Origin of the sequence: Paenibacillus sp. FSL L8-0708, from assembly GCF_038009325.1 — a bacterium.
GTDB lineage: Bacteria > Bacillota > Bacilli > Paenibacillales > Paenibacillaceae > Paenibacillus_AQ > Paenibacillus_AQ odorifer.
Map to the genome: position 1 here is coordinate 55,981 of NZ_JBBPBC010000002.1, position 20,483 is coordinate 76,463.

The 20,483-nt window shown below is 35.5% G+C and carries 21 protein-coding genes; 1 reads left to right on the forward strand and 20 read right to left on the reverse strand.

The window, feature by feature from the left end:
• Positions 1 to 75 precede the first annotated feature (75 nt).
• The 20 genes from NYE58_RS36280 to NYE58_RS36375 form a co-directional block, all read right to left on the reverse strand.
• Complete coding sequence (locus NYE58_RS36280) at positions 76 to 357, reverse strand: hypothetical protein (RefSeq protein WP_341004352.1); 282 nt, start codon at positions 355 to 357, stop codon at positions 76 to 78.
• A gap of 106 nt (positions 358 to 463) precedes the next feature.
• The gene (locus tag NYE58_RS36285; RefSeq protein ID WP_341004353.1) at positions 464 to 4,267 is read right to left on the reverse strand and encodes a hypothetical protein; all 3,804 of its coding nucleotides are present in this window, start codon (positions 4,265 to 4,267) and stop codon (positions 464 to 466) included.
• Between the two features lie 17 nt (positions 4,268 to 4,284).
• Positions 4,285 to 6,561, reverse strand: coding sequence for a PKD domain-containing protein (locus NYE58_RS36290; protein ID WP_341004354.1), 2,277 nt, complete (start codon positions 6,559 to 6,561; stop codon positions 4,285 to 4,287).
• A 15-nt stretch (positions 6,562 to 6,576) separates the two neighbouring features.
• A complete protein-coding gene (locus NYE58_RS36295) occupies positions 6,577 to 7,212 on the reverse strand; it encodes a hypothetical protein (RefSeq protein WP_341004355.1) in 636 nt (211 codons plus the stop codon).
• A gap of 30 nt (positions 7,213 to 7,242) precedes the next feature.
• Positions 7,243 to 7,809 (reverse strand): AbrB/MazE/SpoVT family DNA-binding domain-containing protein, encoded by a 567-nt coding sequence (locus NYE58_RS36300; RefSeq protein WP_076179781.1) that lies wholly within the window; start codon positions 7,807 to 7,809, stop codon positions 7,243 to 7,245.
• 90 nt (positions 7,810 to 7,899) lie between these two features.
• Positions 7,900 to 8,181 (reverse strand): hypothetical protein, encoded by a 282-nt coding sequence (locus NYE58_RS36305; RefSeq protein ID WP_341004356.1) that lies wholly within the window; start codon positions 8,179 to 8,181, stop codon positions 7,900 to 7,902.
• A gap of 62 nt (positions 8,182 to 8,243) precedes the next feature.
• Positions 8,244 to 8,741, reverse strand: coding sequence for a hypothetical protein (locus NYE58_RS36310; protein ID WP_341004357.1), 498 nt, complete (start codon positions 8,739 to 8,741; stop codon positions 8,244 to 8,246).
• A 14-nt stretch (positions 8,742 to 8,755) separates the two neighbouring features.
• Complete coding sequence (locus NYE58_RS36315; protein WP_341004358.1) at positions 8,756 to 9,136, reverse strand: hypothetical protein; 381 nt, start codon at positions 9,134 to 9,136, stop codon at positions 8,756 to 8,758.
• A gap of 24 nt (positions 9,137 to 9,160) precedes the next feature.
• Positions 9,161 to 9,304 (reverse strand): hypothetical protein, encoded by a 144-nt coding sequence (locus tag NYE58_RS36320; RefSeq protein ID WP_341004359.1) that lies wholly within the window; start codon positions 9,302 to 9,304, stop codon positions 9,161 to 9,163.
• Positions 9,301 to 9,513 (reverse strand): hypothetical protein, encoded by a 213-nt coding sequence (locus NYE58_RS36325; RefSeq protein ID WP_341004360.1) that lies wholly within the window; start codon positions 9,511 to 9,513, stop codon positions 9,301 to 9,303. Before NYE58_RS36325 ends, NYE58_RS36320 begins: the two co-directional genes overlap by 4 nt.
• Before the next feature lie 88 nt (positions 9,514 to 9,601).
• Positions 9,602 to 10,345: a hypothetical protein gene (locus NYE58_RS36330; protein WP_341004361.1), complete on the reverse strand. Its 744-nt coding sequence runs from the start codon at positions 10,343 to 10,345 to the stop codon at positions 9,602 to 9,604.
• 141 nt (positions 10,346 to 10,486) lie between these two features.
• On the reverse strand, positions 10,487 to 11,527 hold the full coding sequence (locus NYE58_RS36335; protein WP_341004363.1) for a hypothetical protein: 1,041 nt from the start codon (positions 11,525 to 11,527) through the stop codon (positions 10,487 to 10,489).
• A 10-nt stretch (positions 11,528 to 11,537) separates the two neighbouring features.
• Positions 11,538 to 13,001 (reverse strand): ATPase, T2SS/T4P/T4SS family, encoded by a 1,464-nt coding sequence (locus NYE58_RS36340; RefSeq protein WP_341004364.1) that lies wholly within the window; start codon positions 12,999 to 13,001, stop codon positions 11,538 to 11,540.
• Entirely contained in the window at positions 12,998 to 14,065 is a 1,068-nt protein-coding gene (locus tag NYE58_RS36345) for a hypothetical protein (protein WP_341004365.1), read from the reverse strand. Before NYE58_RS36345 ends, NYE58_RS36340 begins: the two co-directional genes overlap by 4 nt.
• Positions 14,066 to 14,074: 9 nt before the next feature.
• Positions 14,075 to 14,764 (reverse strand): hypothetical protein, encoded by a 690-nt coding sequence (locus tag NYE58_RS36350; protein WP_341004367.1) that lies wholly within the window; start codon positions 14,762 to 14,764, stop codon positions 14,075 to 14,077.
• A gap of 41 nt (positions 14,765 to 14,805) precedes the next feature.
• Positions 14,806 to 16,311: a hypothetical protein gene (locus NYE58_RS36355; protein ID WP_341004368.1), complete on the reverse strand. Its 1,506-nt coding sequence runs from the start codon at positions 16,309 to 16,311 to the stop codon at positions 14,806 to 14,808.
• 19 nt (positions 16,312 to 16,330) lie between these two features.
• The gene (locus tag NYE58_RS36360) at positions 16,331 to 17,236 is read right to left on the reverse strand and encodes a replication-relaxation family protein (protein ID WP_341004369.1); all 906 of its coding nucleotides are present in this window, start codon (positions 17,234 to 17,236) and stop codon (positions 16,331 to 16,333) included.
• Between the two features lie 11 nt (positions 17,237 to 17,247).
• Complete coding sequence (locus NYE58_RS36365) at positions 17,248 to 18,093, reverse strand: S1 RNA-binding domain-containing protein (RefSeq protein WP_341004370.1); 846 nt, start codon at positions 18,091 to 18,093, stop codon at positions 17,248 to 17,250.
• A 4-nt stretch (positions 18,094 to 18,097) separates the two neighbouring features.
• Complete coding sequence (locus NYE58_RS36370) at positions 18,098 to 18,574, reverse strand: hypothetical protein (protein ID WP_341004371.1); 477 nt, start codon at positions 18,572 to 18,574, stop codon at positions 18,098 to 18,100.
• A 102-nt stretch (positions 18,575 to 18,676) separates the two neighbouring features.
• The gene (locus NYE58_RS36375) at positions 18,677 to 19,297 is read right to left on the reverse strand and encodes a hypothetical protein (protein ID WP_341004372.1); all 621 of its coding nucleotides are present in this window, start codon (positions 19,295 to 19,297) and stop codon (positions 18,677 to 18,679) included.
• Positions 19,298 to 19,753: 456 nt separating this feature from the next.
• Between NYE58_RS36375 and NYE58_RS36380 the strand changes: the two genes are divergently transcribed.
• Complete coding sequence (locus NYE58_RS36380; protein WP_341004373.1) at positions 19,754 to 20,398, forward strand: helix-turn-helix domain-containing protein; 645 nt, start codon at positions 19,754 to 19,756, stop codon at positions 20,396 to 20,398.
• Positions 20,399 to 20,483: the final 85 nt, after the last annotated feature.

The window sequence follows — 20,483 nt, forward strand, 5'->3', positions numbered from 1 at the left end:
TATAGAATATAAGAAAAAGAACAGCCTAGCGATTGTACTAACTAGACCGTTCTTCTTTTATTTCTAATATCTCCTTTAACTTGCATAAAGTTGATATGCTTCTACAATAGAAAATGAATGTAATCTATATTCTTCGAAAAACTTTTGTCTGGGATTTAACTTAATATATCTCATTAAATTCCCCTCTATCTCTTCTATACTCAATTCTTTCTCACTAGGGATCGTTACGGCATCTACTATACTCACATCTTGAGTTATCCGAATCTCTAATTGCACCATATACCAAAACTTTGCTTTCTTGTTCATTTTAATTAGGTACTTTTGATATCGTGAAATCTCTTTATAAATAATGCTCATATTCATTATTCTCCTCAAATTCTATGTATACGAAAGAAAACCTAACCTCTATTTTAAAATTGGAGCTGCACTAAGCAGCTCCAATAAGTGGATATTACAAACAAAATCACTTGATCCGATGACTCCTGAAATACTCTGTCCATTCACCAGAAATAATAACAGATACTGTATCAACTTTTGTGTTGTATTCATTCTTAGCAGTAAAAGTAAATGTAACCGGTCCATCTGGGAGTTTCTCAAAAGAGCTATCATAGAGTTCTCCAGTCCAAAGAGTCTTATCGCTATTGGTTGGAATGAGTTGCGTGGTATAACCACCTGTCATTGTTACCTCAACAGTATCTGGCAGACCTGTTGCTATCCCCTGCAAGACAAAGCGTTCTCCAGCCCAGAAGATGTTATAACTTCTCGGACTTTCCTCGTTACCACTCTGTTTCAGGTTGTAGCCTTTGCGGTTATTGTTCCACTCTTCGGTGTGCTTCACTGCACCTTTTATACTTAATAGATTTACCATAAAATATTTACGTGCAGAGACGTTACTCCAATTATATCCATCAAAAACTTCAACCTCGACAGCATACTTCTCGTTCTCGATCAGTGAACCAGCTGGAATCTGCCATTGCTTAGCACTTGATACTTGCTCACCGGATTGGACCTTAACTGCACCAGTGGCCAAGTTAATAATTCGCACCTTATAACGTTGCTGCAGGTCCCCGTCCTCATCTTGATAATCCCATTTAATGATCGGTGTGAGTGTACTTGCGATCGTTGGTTTTGACGAGTCCGTACTAGTTGGATACGTAATATTAACTGTTGGAATTCTATTCACAACTGTTATACTATGGGATATTTCACGGTACAGCCCCAGAGAATCCGTTACAAGCTGTCTAAAGGTAAATACACCATTACTACTAAACTGCTTTGTGAAGTCCTTTTGAGTGCTTGCTAGGGCTTCTGTTCCACTTGATGGTTTTAAGAAATACTTGTGGCTTATTGTATCTCCTTTTGGTTCGTCCGGATCAGAGGCGGTACTCTTAATGTTCAGAACGTCTGTCCGGTAAATTGGCACCTTTGTCGCATCTCTACCTGTATCCGTTACTAATGTAAATCCCGGTTTAGGGGGATTATCAATGATAAACGTCTTTTCGTTAGAGATTTCTGACCAAGACAATTTTGAATAGGCACGTCCATAAACTGTGAAATATTTGAAGCGTTCAAATGTATTGTTTGGAATTTGATATTGTCTCAGTAGTCCGGTGCTATCCGGATTTTCAACACTCTTAACTAAGAGATCATCCTTCGAATAAAACTCCAGTCTATACTTCTCCTGTGGATCATTTTCAGGATCTGTATACGTCCACTTAATGAGTGGATCTCCTTCTTTTTCCGCATCAATTACGGACGGATTAGTCGCGGTCCCAGCAGGAGTTGTAAGAGTTAAAGTAGGTGCTAGATTCTTATCTACATTTACCTTCAGGGTAGCGATGTTAGACTTGTCACCGATCTGGTCTACAACCCAATGCTCTAGTGTGTAGATACCTGACTCCGGAAAATCAATCTTAATATTAGGAGTTCGGTACATTTCAGTTGCGCCATCACTATCTGTTACTTTCCAGTAATACTGCAGGCTACTAATATCTGATGGATCTTCATCTGAATCCACGCCATAGTATGTTATAGTATCATACTGATAAACACTACTTGGACCATTAATTCCTGCTGTTGGTATATGGTTTTTAACAGTGAACATACGTGTAGCATACGAAGTCAGTGGTGTGATATTTGATACTACTGGTATATCTGTAACATTAAGTCGCATTTCCCATCCATCAGAGATTGCTTGTTGTGGTGAAACTCCACTACTTGCCATGATGCTACCAATTGTCATGGATTGATTACGATTGCTACCCGAATAATAATAAGGGCTGCTATTAAGTCTGGCGTACCATGCATATGACAGCGAATCTCCATCTTCATCCGGATCTGGTGTCAGATTTTGCATCGTAATAAGTGTATCTCGATATACTTCAGATGGCATTTTAAAAGCGGCTGCAGGTGGGTGATTCATAACTTGTACACTTTGACTGTACCATTCCGACCATAAACCACGATTATCATGTACTTGTAGATTAATTTGATAATTTCCTAATCCAAACGCTGCAATATTCGGTGGTGTTGTTGCCCCACCCCAATGTTCCCATACTTTATTCCAACCATCTTTGATTACAGTCCAATAATAAACATCTAATGGATCATTATCCGGATCAAAGGATTTATCTATAATCGTTGTTGCCTTACGATAGGAAACAATATTAGGCTCAACTGTGAATAGTGCTACCGGAGGTAAATTCCCAGCTGCTCCGATTGTCCTCTGACACCAATCACTCCATACACCTAATCCATTTTCACCATCCATGTCTCTTACTCTTAGCCTGATATCATATTGATCATTACTTGGCAGCGGATTAGGTGGCTGGCCTTCATTCCATACGGTAGCTTCTGTTTTCTTATACTGCCATTGCCGATCTACTAGACCTTTATTAGAAGCATTAATGTGGTCTAGGTCGTAGGAAGTATCATCAATCTGAAGATATCCGTTCATCAGTTTCGCACTAAATAGAGCTATGGGTTTACGATGCACATGAAAAGTCATGGAAGACAAATTATCCCGACTCCACTTCCGGTAAATATCAAAACGATCATCATTTTTTGGGTTGTCTCTAGATTGAAATGTTGCTGTGTACACGCCAGTATAAGGAAAAGAATTATAAACAGAAGTTCTCCATAAACCAGAATCTCCAATTATCCCCATTGAATTATCATAAAAATATGGATCATGGTCATACCTAAATCTACTATCGTATATAGGGTCTCCTTCCGTATCTGAGTATTTAGTACTTGACTCTATAGGTGTATTTATCAAGACAAACGCTTTATTCCTCAGACGATTCTTTACTGATAAATTAAGAGTTGCTGATTTCGTCATACCTGAAGGGTCTGAGGCTGTAATATTCATTGTATAGTTCCCTGGAGATAATGAATCCTCAATAACATCAATAGGTATAGAAAAATACTTAGAGGTTTGTGCTTGAGGTATAACTGTTTTTTTGTAAAAAACATTCGGAATTTCTGCAGTAACTGTAACATCCTCGTTATCAGGATCATTCACATATCCTTCAATATTCATCCCACTAAGTCCTGTATGGTTTATTAACAATTGATTGTTTGCTGTTAATACTGACAGATTAGGGGCGTGATTGGGAATCAAAGGTATATAATTAGTTTGACTAAATAAAGATTTTTCAAAGTTATCTGCGTTAATTAAAGAGTCGAACATTAAATAAGTGTTTAAAAACTTAGGCTCAAAAAGCCGGTACGGTTTTGCGTAAACATCTTCTTCTGGAGTATCAACTCCTAAGTTGAATAAAGCTTGTCCATGAAATTCATAACCGATTTCAGGTACACTTCCTAAGTATTTATACCATTTTATTGTTCTCATCCCGTACCAAGCGCCATAATAATCATTTGGATCTTCGACAATATCAAAATTCATAGTTAGTCGTGCAGCCACTGAGCGACCAGCAGAAGTGCTCGCATAAACAGGAACTCCTACATTCCCTTGGAAGGTTGTTCCATTGGGCTTGATATCAAAGCTGAATTTCATCGTCGTTTTGTTATACTGCAGATTATACAACGTCAGGTCAGGGATATTATAGCTAATGGAACCACGAAAGTCCCCATAAGAGTCTGATCTAGGACCAATAACGATATTTCTATAGTAAATAATATCATCACCTTCTCCTGCAGAAGCTATGGTACCTATCCCTAAGTTTAAAAGAAGGTGCTCCGGTATTATACTGATAGTTAATAGTAAAGATAAAATAATACCTAATAACTTCTTAGTAAATCTCATTCTAACCCTCCTTCTCTTTACTGCCAGTCAACTTCTGGAGCTCGGTTATCAACATCTACTATCCGCTCAATAACATTCTGAGTCGTTCCTGAATTAACCCGTTTACGGTCCTCTTCAACAACAAAGCTCTCAATCGTCGGTTGACCAAACTCTTCGATCACCGTAACTCTTATTTCATATTTACCAACGTGGTATAATTCTAAATTCAATCGAGTTTTATTTTCTTCATTAATTAGAACCCAAGATTCATCAGTGAAAATTCCGTTATTGTTAGAATCGTAGCGATACTCCCAAATCCGACGATTGATTAGATCCTTATCTGAAGAAAATGACATGTCATCTATAGAAATAACTGCTTTATTTCCATTACTAGGATCACGGTATACTTTCCCTGGCACCGAAAAATATGCAAATGGTACTTCATCCGGTGCAATATCAAATGTGATTTCACTCCTTGCTGAATACCCTATGGTATTTTCCACATAGATCGTTGCTTTATAAGTCCCCGGACTTTTAAATAGAACATCCTTCGTTTCCAATTCTGCTAATGTACCGTCATATTTAATATCAGCATTTGTTCCACCAGAAACGGCACTTATTGTAACTTGTGTTTTCGAAGGCACCAACGGGAATCGAGTTGGGCTTTGACTTCGGTTTGTGAGTGTTGTTTTACGATTTTGTTTTAATGAACCAGTTATATCAATTATGGCAGAAGGAATAGGTTCTATGACTGTGACTTCTGTACTCGTACTACCAATTTGGCCATCATTGTCAACTACAGTGAGCGCAATGGGAAACGTCTGCCCTACGTCCTCTCTCGTATACCATACATATCCTCTCGATGTATTACCGATTCCCCCCTGCGCTCCTTGTGTACCCCAAGCATAATCCGTAATGTACCCGTCTGGATCAGAAGATCCTGACCCGTTAACTAACATATCATCGCCCGCTTTAATATATTTAGGAGCACTTATTCGTGCGATAGGTGGTTTACCTTCTGGTTTAGCCGGTGGGTTTGGTGGCGGAGGGAAAAGATCGTTAGGAGGATCTTTCTTATATACTCCAGCTGAAGTTTCGAGCCCAACTTCCAAAGATGAAATTGGTCCTGTTTTTGTTATTACTGGATTTTTGAATCTTACAACTACTTTTAAAACATAATCTTGTTTATAATCATTTTTTCCATTTAATTTAGTTTCCGGAATTTCAAAATCAAAATCCTTATTGGCAGTAAGTACCTTTGAATATTCTTTCTTCATAGACGAATCAGTTTTTTCTTTTTCCCTTGCATAAAATACCCACTCAGAAATATTTTGGGCATCCGTATAGGAGAGCAATTCGCCTTTAACATTAATTTTCACCGCTACTTTTTCACCAGTCATTTTTGTGGGATTCGGGTTGGGTTGAATTAATGTAGCTGAAGCATTCAAAGTAACTTGGTCAGGCAAAGCATAATCAAAATTGATAGTTCCCGCATAGCTATATGAGGTCATTTTCGCTTCAGCCGTAAAATAATATGGTAGTGTAATGTAATATAGTCGACCCGTTACCCATTCACCTTTATCAAATGCATCCGATACATTTTCGGGTAAGTATTGCGCTGATGGGACCTGGTAAGTAATAATGAATTTCCCATCTTTCTGACCTACTTTACCTTTGTCCCCTTCAAGCTCCATATCTATCATTTTAATGCTTGACTGAATAATATTACTGTAAGGGACAGTATTTACACTGTCCCTAAACCACGTTGCTTGACTCGGACTAACTGGATCAGATTTTGTGGTAACAGTTGTTTTTGGCGGTGCGCCAGATGGAGTTGAATAATCTGTAGCGTTTACGTTTTTGGTTGTGTTCGTTCCACGATCTTGATTATAATCATTAATCTGCCATCTTCGACCATCTGCATATCGCCAAATAGAGTTACCCGGCGTAGTCCTAAAAACACTTGTAGAATTATTACCGTTTGCACCTGTGACTTTAAACGTTTCGACCTTTTCATTACCTTTAAGAGTAACCTTTATTTTTCCGTTTTCTACGGTGATTGCCCCAATTACGCTGTTATTACCTGAATATTTAAAAGTTCCTGCTTTAATTGCAGCGCTGTTTACTCCACTAGGCGGATCTAAGTAAAAAGTCTTTGCGGCATTCCCTGATCCAGTTAATCCAGTTGTGATCGGTATACTTACCGATCCAGATTTTACGTCTGCAGCCTGAGCAGAATACATTAAATTTGGTGCAAAGAATAGGCAAATCATTAAGAAAATTGAGAACTTCCTTATTTTTTTATTATTTTTCATCTGCTGCATCCCCTCTTAAACTTCTGGAGGATTAACGATATATTGTGAAACCAAATTATTTTTGTTTTCCACCCAAATAACAAAAGACTTAAAATCCCCATTATAGTAATAGGCTTGGTAGCTAGTCATTGACTGCCCTGGCTTCAAATTCCAACCCCATAAAGCCTCTTTATCGTTTACAGAAGTATCTTTGCTTTGTGGCATAGTCGGGTACGCGCCGAGTTGACTACCGAATCCTAAACGCCATTTCTCGCTTACATCCGTGTAATCTTTTTTAATTGTATTACCACTATTATTTTTAACTGTAATTTTGGTCCAAATAAAGTACTTTCCTTCTCCGGAATAGTTGAACTTCTTAATCAGTGCTTGTGCATCTTTAGACTTTGCATCATAGATCATGATTTTTTCCAAAGTATAGCTAAGACCTCCTGCTGTCACAGTCACCGGCAGTTCAACATCCTTCTTCAATCCATATTTACTAAGGTTATCCCTCATAATAGGTGCTGGTGTAGCAGTTGGTTTGGCCGTTACTGTCGGTTTGGCGGTATTAGCTGGTTTGACCGTTGCAGCTGCGTTTATTGCCCCATTTCCTAAGACCACACTAAATAACATCGTTGTTGCCAAAATAGATTTCATCATTGTTTTTTTCATTAGTTAAATCTCCCTTTTTTATAGTAGTTTTTAGTCATTAATTGTGATGACAAGTTCAGATAACTTCTTAACAGAAGGTAAATGTTTGATAATAGCAGCTTTGACCTCTTTTGAATTAAAACTATCAACAATATCGGTTATATCAAGAGTGTTGTTCTCGATATCATCACGATTAACAAATTGTTCCACAGCTTTCGCTTGCAAGTAATCTTGATACCAAGCGATTACATTCTTTGGATATCGTTTTGTATGTACCTGAATCTTTGGAAAAGAGCTGGATAGATTTTCATCGTCACTCCTATCATTGTTCACATTTACCGAGATAGAGTATCTAACTACTCTTTCAATTTCATGGAAAAGTGATACATTTGGGTTTATTTCACTAGTAGCGTCACAAACAAAGCATTTCTTATCATTAATATCTTTCTTACCTTTGCAAGCGGGGCAAGTAAAACGAATCCCCTTTTGAATGGTGATGACATCGCCTTGAAGAATGAAGTCGATCGTATCTCCTGTTTTGATTTTTAACTCATTCCTTATCTTTATCGGAATAACAATTTGTCCTTTCGATGATACTGTCGCAGAGTGGTTTTTCACGTTTTTACCTCCTTACATTTCATCTTATATTTATATTGTAAGACGAAATGTAAGTTAATTAAAGAAATATTTTCAAATAAATAACTTTGCTCAATTTTCTATATAAGATTTTATTTTCCAGGATAAATCTATCATTATATTGAATTTTTTTTCGAAAACAGAAGATTCAAATGATCTTTTCAGTCCTATATATTGCGTCTCAATAAATTGTATAATTTCGTTTTCTGATTTATTATGATCTAGTAAATCAAGGAACTGACAGGTATTCCCCATCATTATAACGAGTCTTTTTACAATTCCCCCATTATCTCTTTCTATTGACAATGCGATATCGCTAGAAAATACCACACGTACTAAAACATCCTTTGTCATGGTCTTTGTAAAAGTGGCATCTTCTTGGCAAATTATACCCAACTGATTCAACTCCCCGCATATCATTCATTGTATTTATATTCCTGCACAGCAGGTACCTGTATAGGCTCCTGCACCTTACCAGTAGCTAACAGTTGAGGGTGCTTAGTCTCAATTACTGCAATCACAGACGGTCCTTGTATGTATTTTGTGATCCCATAACGTTGATCCTCGTAGAGGTACGGGAAACTCAGACTTGAAGATTCATCAATGATTACAAACTCTAATATATTCACTTTATCATGGAAGCGGCTCCCTTCTAGTGGAGAGAGCTCGCTGTCTAAACCAAGATTCTTCTGTAGTGTCTCTTTAAATGTGGCATAAGCTTCAGATGGATTTATAATAAGAAGTCCGTGAGAACGCTGATCTTCATTAATTTCTTGCGCTGCATCATGTACAGCCATATTATTAGCATCTTTTAATAATGATCGATTAACATCCCATTCTTGATTTTGCACCTGAAAGAACCAAGTAAACATAAATATTAAAAATGCGAAAGCCAGCTTAATAATATAGTCCATTTTAGTATCATCCCTTAGTCGAGGTATTCACTCATAATGGATCCGTGACCATAGTAATTTGACGATGCCGTGTTCGATGAGAAATTATATGGAAACAAATTTATCCGTGGAGCAGTGATGTAAACATCGAGTCTTGATTTACGATCTTGAACCGTTTCAGTCGTGCTCTTTATAGAAATTGCGGAAGCGCTGAACCCTACAGCGGTGAGATTAGCGATCACTTCACTTTTCATTGATGAAGTGACCATCCCCTCTGTTGCAGCCTTCTGAGTGATATAAGAAGTGTTTGCCTTAACCTGAAGATCCAGCAGGTAGTCAATATATGTAAAAATGGGCTGGAGTATAACAAACAGGATAAGCCACATGAATAATGCCCGGAGGATGGTCTCTTTCAACTAACAAAAACTCCTTCCTAATAGTCAATAATGCTCAACTTTTTTTGTGTAAGAGATAACATTATCTTGCCCATCACCAATCATTTCTGTTGCTGCCCCAAGAAATATTGTAGCCACAACAAATGCCAAACCAAGAAAAATCGCTATACCTATAGTTTGACTCTTCATGCTGCTTGAGTTGCATCATTAGGAAGAGTAATAATCAAATTTGTGTGTTCTGCAGGAGTAACAATCATAGCGGAAGGTACAACAGGCAATTTACTAGTTGCATCCGTAATTGCATTACGTACAATTGGAAAAAGAAACGCAATCAACAACGATACACATACAAAACCTACTGCGATATAAAGCCCATGACCCATAGTTTGTTCTTTCATTATTAAATTCTCTCCTTTTAATTTGAGTTATTTTAGATCCCGCAAAATTTTTTTTGATCCCTCCTAATCGTAATATAAATATTTATTTTTAACGGAATAGACTAACTCCATTAAAATTCCCTCTTAGCAACATGATGTATTGCAAGGACAAAACTACGATCATCAAAAATGTACTAATAGATGGGGTTACATTAATGATGCCTGCCCAATCACCTATCCTTGTCCATTTTTTTTGATAGTGATCACTAGAAATCTTAGAGATTGCAGTATTTTGTTTTTTTAGATATTCAATTGCCTCATCATTGTCTGCCATACCTTCTGTTGCAAGTAGGATCGAACGAACATTAGACATGAAATGATGATTCACAGGAAACTTATCGCAAAAATGTTTGATAGCTTCCTCTACTCCATCATCTGTAGCCTTTTCTGCCAGTTCATTTAAATCATCTTTGAGATATTCAAATGTTGAAGCAACTTGAGCGCAGAAAGCTCCAAACTCAATATAGCCTCTATTTCTAAGTCGATTATTCTGATATTGTTTCAAAAATGAAACGATCTCCCCATCCTTATGGAGGATATTTTGCTGAGACTTACTATTTAAAATCCATCCTAGCGGTAAAAACTTCATTGGACTGCTAATTAATAAAATGACAATTGGAATTAAAACCTCTTTATAAGACAGCGTTATTTCTCTAACGTATGAACTGAGGAACAAGAATAAGAGAAATATCAGGGCAGTTGCGTAACGAATAAAGTTAACATTTTGGGCTTTAATCGGATATCCAGAATTGTCTAATTTCTCTTGAAATTGATCACTCTGAAATTTCATCATTACTGCTCTAACATTGATTTGTTTGCGAAATAGATCTCGTTCATGGCTCTTGCTAGTACTTAGAAATACCAAGAACGCGAAGTACGCTATTCCAATTGTTGAAACTATAGTAAATATTTTATCCAATGTTTCTCACCTCACTTACTGGTAATCTAGTTTTGGTCTCGAAAGAAGGACACTGAATAGAAATGCTATAACAAAACTAATGACAATAATCATAAAAAACGTGACTCCAATCGGAGTTTGAAATTGTAATTTAAAATACAATCCCGGTTTTAGCATAAACATGAATGTACCGATGGATAATACAAATACAAGGAGATTTCCATATAGACCTAGTTTAATAGCATCACTGTTGTTTGCTTTTACAGTAAAAATTGTTTCTCTTTGTTGCTCCATTGAATCGTTTAATTCAAGTAATGAAAGATTGAGATTAACATTGCCTTCTTTCTCAGCATCTAATAAATCGCTGATGAATATACGAGCAAAGGTCGTTGAGACGGTACTAGCAAATCTTTGAGCTTCGCCCTGCAGCATCGTTTCATTGCTATAATTTGAAAACTCATCTGCAAGTATTCTCAGCGGCCGTTTTAATACATTGTTATCCATAAGGAAGTCTGACGTTGCATACAGGGCAGCGTCCACAGATAAGTAAGTATATTTGGCGTATATTTTCACAACATCTAATAAGTCATAGCTACCTTCTGTTTGTCGTCTAGTGTACTTATAGCGCATAACTATATATGGAATACTTCCTGCTAATAATGCCAATAACATTGGTAACTTCCAAACAGACTTAATTGTTTCTATATTACTGATTTGCAGATTTCCATCGAACAAGGGATCTGAACTGAACAGAGATGGGAGCTCCTGCATTGTTAATAGAGTAATAATAAACACACCGACCAGTAGAAATGCGCTTTGGAGTATGAATTTTGTTACACTAACAAAAGGTTCATACTTATCCTGAGTTAGATACAATAGATTATCTAAATGTCGATAGATAAATCGTTTATTCCTTTTAGATGCTTCATTAAAATGTTTTGCATTCTTCCTATATTCACGTTTCTTCGTTATATAACGAAGTTGTTCATCAATGAGGGGCTTTACTAGTTTCCAGATACCCAGAACAACTAAAAAGTGAAAAAAAAGACGAATAGCATAATCGCTTATATTGTTCATAAAGTCCTCCTCACTGACTGTTGAGTACAATTTTTGCCTTTAAGCTTTCTTTCAATGGATTTTTCATTGGCTTGAGTTTGGTCAACCTTTTCAACTCTTCAAGGAATCGCTGAGTAACTACCGGATTCTTTTTTTGCATTCTTTTGACAATACTCACTGTAAGTTGATCATTATAAGTCCATTCATTGGTAGCTTGTTCGTAACGCATGATATCACTGGCAAATACAGAGTTTTTTGCTTCATCATAGAAGACCTCTGAAATCCGGGTTAACTTTTTCTCACCTGCATCTGTAGGTTCCATGATGAAAACTATCTCACAGGATTTCATCGCTGAGATTAAATGACCCTTCAAACTACCTCCCAAACGAGTAAATACAGCGAACGCACCTTGATATGGAATATCTTCAGAATCAACAGTATGGAAGGTGCCGATTATACCGTTATATCCCTTTTCTCCACTGAAAAAGTAAAATTCCCACTCATGGAATCGCATTTCTGTCATAAAGAGAATGTTAGGATCATGACGAAGTGACTCAATTCCTACTTCCATTAGTTCATCATTTTCAGCTTGAATTGGGATAATACGATGTCCTTTAATTTGATAAGGCAGTATTGATTCTGGATGTTTTTCAATCATGACTACACCCATGCAAAAGGTTGATCCTTGTAATTGTTCACCTACGATTGTATTAGCAAATGTTGATTTCCCTGACCCTACAGGTCCGGCTACTACAGTGTTTCTAAATAGGTAACTTAGATCTCTAAGAAGGTCTATGCTTTCCGCCGGGATAGAGCTAGTACCAGCTTGTTCATCAAAATTCATATACTCTACAACTTGTCGCCGCATAGTAATAGTAGTAAAGCCATCCCAGACACGTGGAGAAACCCATATCGCTATCCGGATAAATCGCCCTGGCCACAGTGGATCGTCCATTTTAAACTCTGCAGAAGGCTTGTCCTTATTCAATTTTGCACTTGGTGCGCCCTTCATCAATGTACGTTTAAGCTGCTCTACCCGATCTAACGAAGGCATCTTATAGGGATACTTACTAAACATGCCTTTGTTATTGTAGAAGATCTGTTCACCAATGATTTGTAGCCCTGTTGAATCGCTATAGGAGCGATCAGTGATCCATTTGAACGCTGGTCCATAGCCCTTCCACTCATGGTACAATGCTTCAGTAATACTACTGTATGCATCAGGAATTTTCCCACCATATGGATTTTTCCGAACATATTTCTCAATCTCATTCATGAAGTACGATATAGCTTGCAAATCTCCCATTAATGCTTTTGCATTGAGGACATAATAGTCTTCATCTTCGCGCCGCAATTCAGGAGTAATATCTTTTTTCATTTTATTTAGATATGAATAGAAGTCTTCAGTACTTGTTTTGCGGTTTTTCATCATTCGTTCTTTAAGAGAGAATGGGACGGGTGACAAAGATTCTGAATTTTTCTTATCAAGAATCATGAAAAGAGTCCTTTCTTTTGCTTGTTTTCTGACCAACCGAGAGCAATTAGAAATCCATCTACTATTTCATCAATTCGGTTCGTCTCTTTCTTCCCAAGAGGTAAATTCTCTGGATAATTCGGATACTGAGGGATATCAATTAAAACTTCAGAGCCAATTTGCATAGCAAGCGCTTTAGGAGTAACTACATCTGCAACATTCGATCGATTAATTATTAAAGAGAACTCATGTGGGTTAATACTTAATTGTTTTGCCAATTCCATGAATTGTTTTAAGCGATATTCATGTCGCATATGTGCAACTATCATTCTTAAGCTTGATTTTTGCATCCCCACATACCAAGCTGCGCTCTCTGGGATTGATCCAAAATCAGCAACAACTATATCAGCATGCTCTTCACACCATGATAATAAATATTCGATTTCATCCTCTTGGTAATCTAGTGCACTGAGCGTGTCATGATTACCAGGTAAGTAAAGATATCCATCTTGTTTGAGTAGTAGGTTAATATCCTCTGTTTGGAGTACCTTCCCAGTTATACGCGGGCGTAATAAATCCAAACTAATGCTTGTTTGACGTTCATTCCCCGGATCATAGAGATCAAGACCAAGGAGTATAACTTTTTTTCCTTTGGCTGCGATTCTTTTTGAAAAGATCTTGGCGTTACTAGTACACCCTACTCCTGGAGCTGATCCAAAAAAACCTATTAAATTTCCATTTACATCATTATCTTCTTCTAGAATGTATTTAATTTTTTCAATTAGATTAGCAGTAGTTGCTCGTGGTGGCACAAAATAAACACCATGCAATTCACAGATAGCATGAATTGCTTGATAGCCTCTTACTCCTTTTGTTAAGTACCAGTAAACTACCTCTGCTTTCTTATTTTCATTTTTTATAGTTGAGAGGTTTTGTATATCTACTACTTCACTAGTAAGTATTAAAATGTTGTCTTGTAGTTGTTCTGAAGTTGGTATTAAGTTCTGTGGAATCACTGTATAGCCTATGTTTCGTAACGTGTTAACCGTTATTTGATCTATTCCGTATGTGAATATCGTTTTCATCTTTTCCTCCTATTCAACTCTGACAATCCAAAGTTTGTCTCCTTGTTCAAGATATTGTTTGAGTTGTTTTGCGTTCTCGTTAGATATTTTTAGTTCAGGTACCGAAACCTTACCAGTTGATGTCGTACGGTTTGTGATATTACCGTTTTCAGTATCTTTAACATCGTTATTGTCTTCAGTTCTTACATAATTTACTGTAACTGCTGTTAGAAAAGCAGAATCTACACTTGGAACTTCTATTACATCAGATGATGCGCTCTTTTGTTCTTTTGTACGATCCTTTACTAGGTAAATGTCTACTTTATCTCGACTTCGCAATGAGCCGTTAATTGCGTAAATCGCTTCTTTTGGTATCGGATATATCCCTTCATTTGGACCTGGCTCCAAATCATCTACATCAACCAAAGATTCAGTTAATATAACTCCATCTGTTAAATTCACGTTGAGTATCTTATTTTCAACATCTTTGATGCTATGTATTGCATTTATAGGTACATCTTTTGTTTGGACAGCTTCAAGATAGACATCTTTTGTAGATAGTTCATAATTCTTAGGGAGATACCCTCCAGAAGCAACCTTCACTTTAACAACTTTCTGAGAGAGTACATAAGGTTTTATATATAGGTCATATCCAAAAAGCCCTCCAAATCCAATTAATAAAACTAAAATTGAAAGAAAATAATGTAACTTAAATTTCAAATGAAAAACCTCCTACAGTAATTGGAATTTAAAACGAGTGTTTAAAAAAAATAAAACTTCTTTTTCTTTTTGCTAGAAGGAATAACTGAACTCAAAATCTCAGGAACAATAGATACCGTATCATCTTCTAAATTCAAGGGATCAGGTAGAAAGTTGTTTTGAAAAAACTGAAGCTGAAGATTTCTTTTTTCTCTACTAGTAAATGAATCTGTAAATTTCTTATACCTCTTGTCATCTGTAAAATTAACCAACACATTAAATGGTTTATTCCAGGAATTGTTTAGCAGCTTATCAACTAGGTTAACTAAGAACTGAAAGTCCCATATTGCTGGAAAGGTACTGATTATCGAAATATTCGCTCTGAAGAATTCTTTAAAAAATCGGCCTTCTTTGCTTTTCCTTCCTTGATTCGTAACTATCTGACCTAAATCAACAACAACATATTGGTACTCTGCATTTAAAATTTTTATGTACTTCTCATAGTTAGCTGCTGGATAAAAATCAATTCCTTCTGATTGAAAACCATCGTCCATTTTTTTAGATTTTTTTGTTCCATCATCTAGAAATTTAAGTACCGATGGGTTCACTTTATTGTCCAGTAACTCAACACAAGCTACTTCAAAAGAGTCTCCGCTTAGATAACGTGCAATCTGTATTGCATTATGTGATGAACCTGCCCTACGGTTAGTACTGGCTACTGCAATTAGAACAGTTCCGATTATCTTTTCACTTATAATCACTCTATCTTTATAAATAATCTGATTTTCATGTTTAGGAAGACTAGGAAGCTTGGGATAACGTTTCTTCGTTTGATTTCTTCTTGATAAAACAACCTCTTCTTCACTTACTCTTAATTGTGGGGATTCATCTTGATCTGTTTCATCTGGGGATTCTTGGTGTGACTCGATATTGGTTTCTTCAATATATTCATCTTTTTTTTCTATTTTTTCATTTAATACGTCATCACTTTCTATGGGTGAATGTGAGTTTACATGCTGCTTTTCTGTATTAAGGGACAAAGAATTTTCCGGAGGAAATTCTTTATCAACTACTTCCGATTTTAACTGTATAGTTAGATCAGGATGTTCAATCTTATTTTCAAAATCTGTTTCGTCACTTGCATACTCACTTTTACTATCTGTATGCATTTCAGGATAAGACTCAGCTCTTGTTTGCAGTTCTTTAATTGATCGTGATTGTTCTAATCGTTTCTTCATTAGCCCAAAGTCCAGGTCATTCCATGAAATACAGACTACATTTTTATCCTTTAAGCTCTGAATAAATAAATCTTCTTCACGAAAGTAAATTAGCATTATCGTAATAAAAGGATCTTGAGTTTCAAGTTGATTAAGTATTTTAAAGAATGAATCTTCCGATTCTATTGCGTATTCTGTCGCGATTATAATCTCAGCTTCTGAAGTACTCCACTGTTGTATAAAAAACTCAAAATCATCTATTTTCCTTACAAAACGCCCGTAATCAAAAAGTTCTTTTTCAACCCACTGCGTAAAATCTTCGTCGTCCGATACTAAAAATAGACGATGCAACTAATCACCTCATTTTTCATCATCTAAGGTCGTAATAATTCTTTTCTCCGTTTTTAAAGACAAAAAAACTACTTGTTAATCCATCGTCTGCACATTCTTCTAATTCTTGATCAGTTATAAACCAAGTGTATTCACTGGTTCCCTCTTGTTCGCATATTTTACTAGCTAATTCAGCCTTTTCATCGGATGACACAAGGACAACAAGGGTTGATCTTATTCCGTTTGTATCAAAGTACTCCTTACAAAATTTTGCTTGGTAGCGAATGGTTTTAAGCCAGTTTTCTTCTTCACGATGGCAAAGTAAATGAAAATCTAACTTTTTTCCTTTTGGTGTTCCCAAAATGAAGTGAGCAGTTGGTACTACCTGATCCTCTTTATGCTTTAAAACTGGATGAAATTCAAAATGCTTAACATCAAATGATTTTCTTAGTAATATGAAAAATTCGTTAGTAACAATATACTTTTGTCGGAACAACATAGAGACTTCCTTTGGTCTTCGTGGATCTCTATTTCCTAAAAATGCTCCATACCTAAATTTCAAAATGTCAGCTGCACTTGAGCCCATTTCATAAATTGTTGGACGATTTTGAAGTGGATTACAGTAGGTTTTCCATTGAATCCTTCTCAACAATCCCAATTTCATTAATTTTTTCAATCTATTTCGAACCGTAGTATTATCGCTACCTGAAAAGAACAACCGAGTCAATTGAGACAATGTAATCCAACGATGTACTGCGAGAAATTGAATGATTTCTATATCTCGATCTGTGATCCACCCATCCTTTATCTTTCCGTTAATATAAAAAAATTCATGTCTAGTAAGTGGATCCAAAGAAACTACGAAAGCAAAGGGATCGTCCCAAGTAGGTTGCATTCGAATCCCTGGTTGATTCGTAATTATTAGAGGAGATATTTGGGATTCCATATAATCTCCTCCTAATATAAGACATGTGGGAATTTAATTATTTTACTTCGAATTCTTTTGCCATTCGCTTGCACATTTTTAATCATGACTGAAACGGTCATACCCACCAAATCCCCATGACTTGGGACGCGGTTAGGAAACCAAGCCAGACTTTCAATACCAGGTGCTAATTTCACAAAAATACCTATATTCTCTACAACACTAGTTATCACACCGGTGTGGAAATCATTAATCTTAAAATTTTCATGAATGCGAGTCCAAGGATCTTCCATCAGCTCTTTTCGCGATACAATAACACGTTTTTTTTCATGGTCAATCTCTTTTATTTTCACAGTAATCTCACTACCTAGTGGAATTACGTTACGTGCAGAAGGCGTCCAGTCATATTCATAGTCTCTGATCGGGAGTACACATGATACCCCTTTGATCATTACATAAAACCGTTCTTCTTCGAATCCGGATACAACTGCAGGACATACATGATTTACTTCAGCATTTTCCCAAAAATCTTCCTGCAGTTCTTCAAGTGCTTGTACTCGTGAAAGTAAAACTATCCCTTTATCTTCATCAAATACATTTACAAGATTAGGATCCAGACCTTGTTTAGTAACATCTAAAATCATGTAGTCAATTTTATGATCCAAAAAACCAACAAGTGATCGAAATTTATGTTTATCGAATTGATTCTCGTGAATCATACCCTTAAGACCATTCTTCAATTCAATGATCGCGCATTGCATAGGTTCACCAAATGGACTATGCGTTTCAATACTTTTCACAACACCTTGATGGATCATCTTTCGGCGGAGAGAGGTTTTGTATTCTAGCATATTGTTCCCTAAGATGGACATATTCATATAATCAATTCTCCTTTATTTTCAGATATAGAATATATTGGTTCGGTTTTTCAAGTTTATAGCCTATTAATTTTAGATTATTAAAACTCTTAGAGACCACCTTTAACGTCTTCCGTTTAATACATCTTTCTATTTTAGATTTCTCAATTTCAGTATCCCAAATTAATACATAACAACCGTTCTGAATCATTTGTAATGAGCTATCTTCAACCTCAACAAGAATTTCTTCTTTTCTTTTCTTATCGAGATCATCTTTCTGTATTTCCATCTCTTCAAGCAGCTTACTCACTGTTTTGTTTGAATTCGACCAATTTTTTAAGAGTTTAGGCTTTGTTTCCTTCATATGATTGATAATTACAAACAGCGGTACTGTTTCGTATATAAATAGGCATTGGTTATAAAAAGATTCTATATTTTCAACACTGCACGACGGATGAGTTAAGACAAAATCTAATTCCTTAATAAAATTGTCATGAGGCAAACTAATGCTCCCTTCTACTTCCGAGTCACTTTCTATCTATCTAATATACTATCTAATTAATATAATAGTATATTACTATATTAATTGAAAAAATAGAAGCCACTATTTTATACGTTGCAAGTGACTTCTATCTTTACTGTTCGTATTTAGTATGCGAGTTAACCCGCAATCTTTGTGTATTACCTGAAACAGACTTTTACCATACCTATCTGATGTTAAATGAAATGAGTATAGATGGTTCTCATACTCAATACTGAATTCCTCACTGATTGGTCCCACTTTCTTAATTTCTTCAACTGCAAAAGCCAATATTTCCCTTGAAAACATTATTGATGCTTGTACTTCTAATTCAGGGTGATCATAAATATTTGTTAATCCTTTTGTTATATATTTTACTGGCTTTTCATTAAGTGGATTATTAATCGTAATAATTTTCACAAAGTCATTTATTGGTGCAAGAACTAAATTCGCTAAATTATCCTTCCCTAATTCTAGATTAAATAATTTCCCATTATGACTCCAGGTACCGTTAATGTCGAATTCAACTCTAAAGATTCTGTCAATTATTGAAAAAAATAATTCTTCATAATTTTCAATATATTCATTAAGTATTATATCTGGATATCCATAATTAAAAAGCCCACATGTTCGAACTTTAATAAATCCACCTTCTAAATCAGTTGTTAGTATAGGTTTAATTGATGGATCATAAAATTGATACATTCTATCACCTCTCTGAAATGCACTAACATTAACAGTATTTAATTATTATTTTATTATAATTGAATTATAATAAGATCATAATATGATTGTAATGCTTTCCTGTATTTATTCAAGATTTCATTGATAATTTTATGATTAAGGAAAGGTTCTCACCTATTCTTCTTCATCTCTTCATCAAATCATTCCATAACCGTAGTGAAATAATTTTACGAATAATAAATTTCAAAAATCAAAAAAATCCGTTTTGTTCTAATTGATATGAATTTTCCCTTATAAATATACACCTCGTATCTTTAAAAAAAAATTACAAACGTGTAAAATTATTTTTGTGTTTGGATTTGTATTACATTTCTTTTGTTACTAGTAAAGTCAATTAAGTTTTTATTTAATCCATAAAACTTGAGCAATAAATATCACACATTAGAAGACTATGACATAAGGAGAATTATATTGTATATGGATGAAACTATTGGGGGATATTTAGAAAAGTTAAGACATTCATGCGGATACAGCTTAAGGCTTGCTGCAAAAAAAACTTCTTTAAGTCATGGCTATATTCGAGATGTAGAGCTTGGAAGAAAAAATTTCTCTAATTTCGAAATCATCCCTAAACCTGATACATTAAAAAAGTTTGCATTAGGATATAGCGCATCATTTAATGAATTGATGCGGATAGCTGGCCACATAGTCTCAAATCCAACAAATGAATTTGAATTTATAGATCTCGATTTTAATAAAGTACTGTTTATTCGGATAGACATCAATGATACCGTTACATATCACTCTTCCACACAAACCTTTTTTGAATCTAAATCTTTATTTGAATTTTCCTTGTTCGAACATACATTAGAAAAAAATGGTTATTTACGTATTAAAAGTGGTTGGTATGTTAATCTTAAAATGGTAAAGAGTTATGATGAGTTCACTGGAGAACTATCATTTTCTGAGGATTTTGAAGATAATAACATCAGGATCCCTAAAATTCTTTCAATTTCAGTAAAAAAAGAAATTTTAAAAGCAGTTGAGCAAAATAATGTCCAAAATTTTGACTATTCATTAAAACCCTTTATTCGAACTATTCGCAATTTAATTATTCATTAAGTACATCTATCACCTTCAAATTTCTTGTTCTTCAATTAAATTCTAGAGATATATTTGTGTCTTGTGTGTTAATATATATATATAC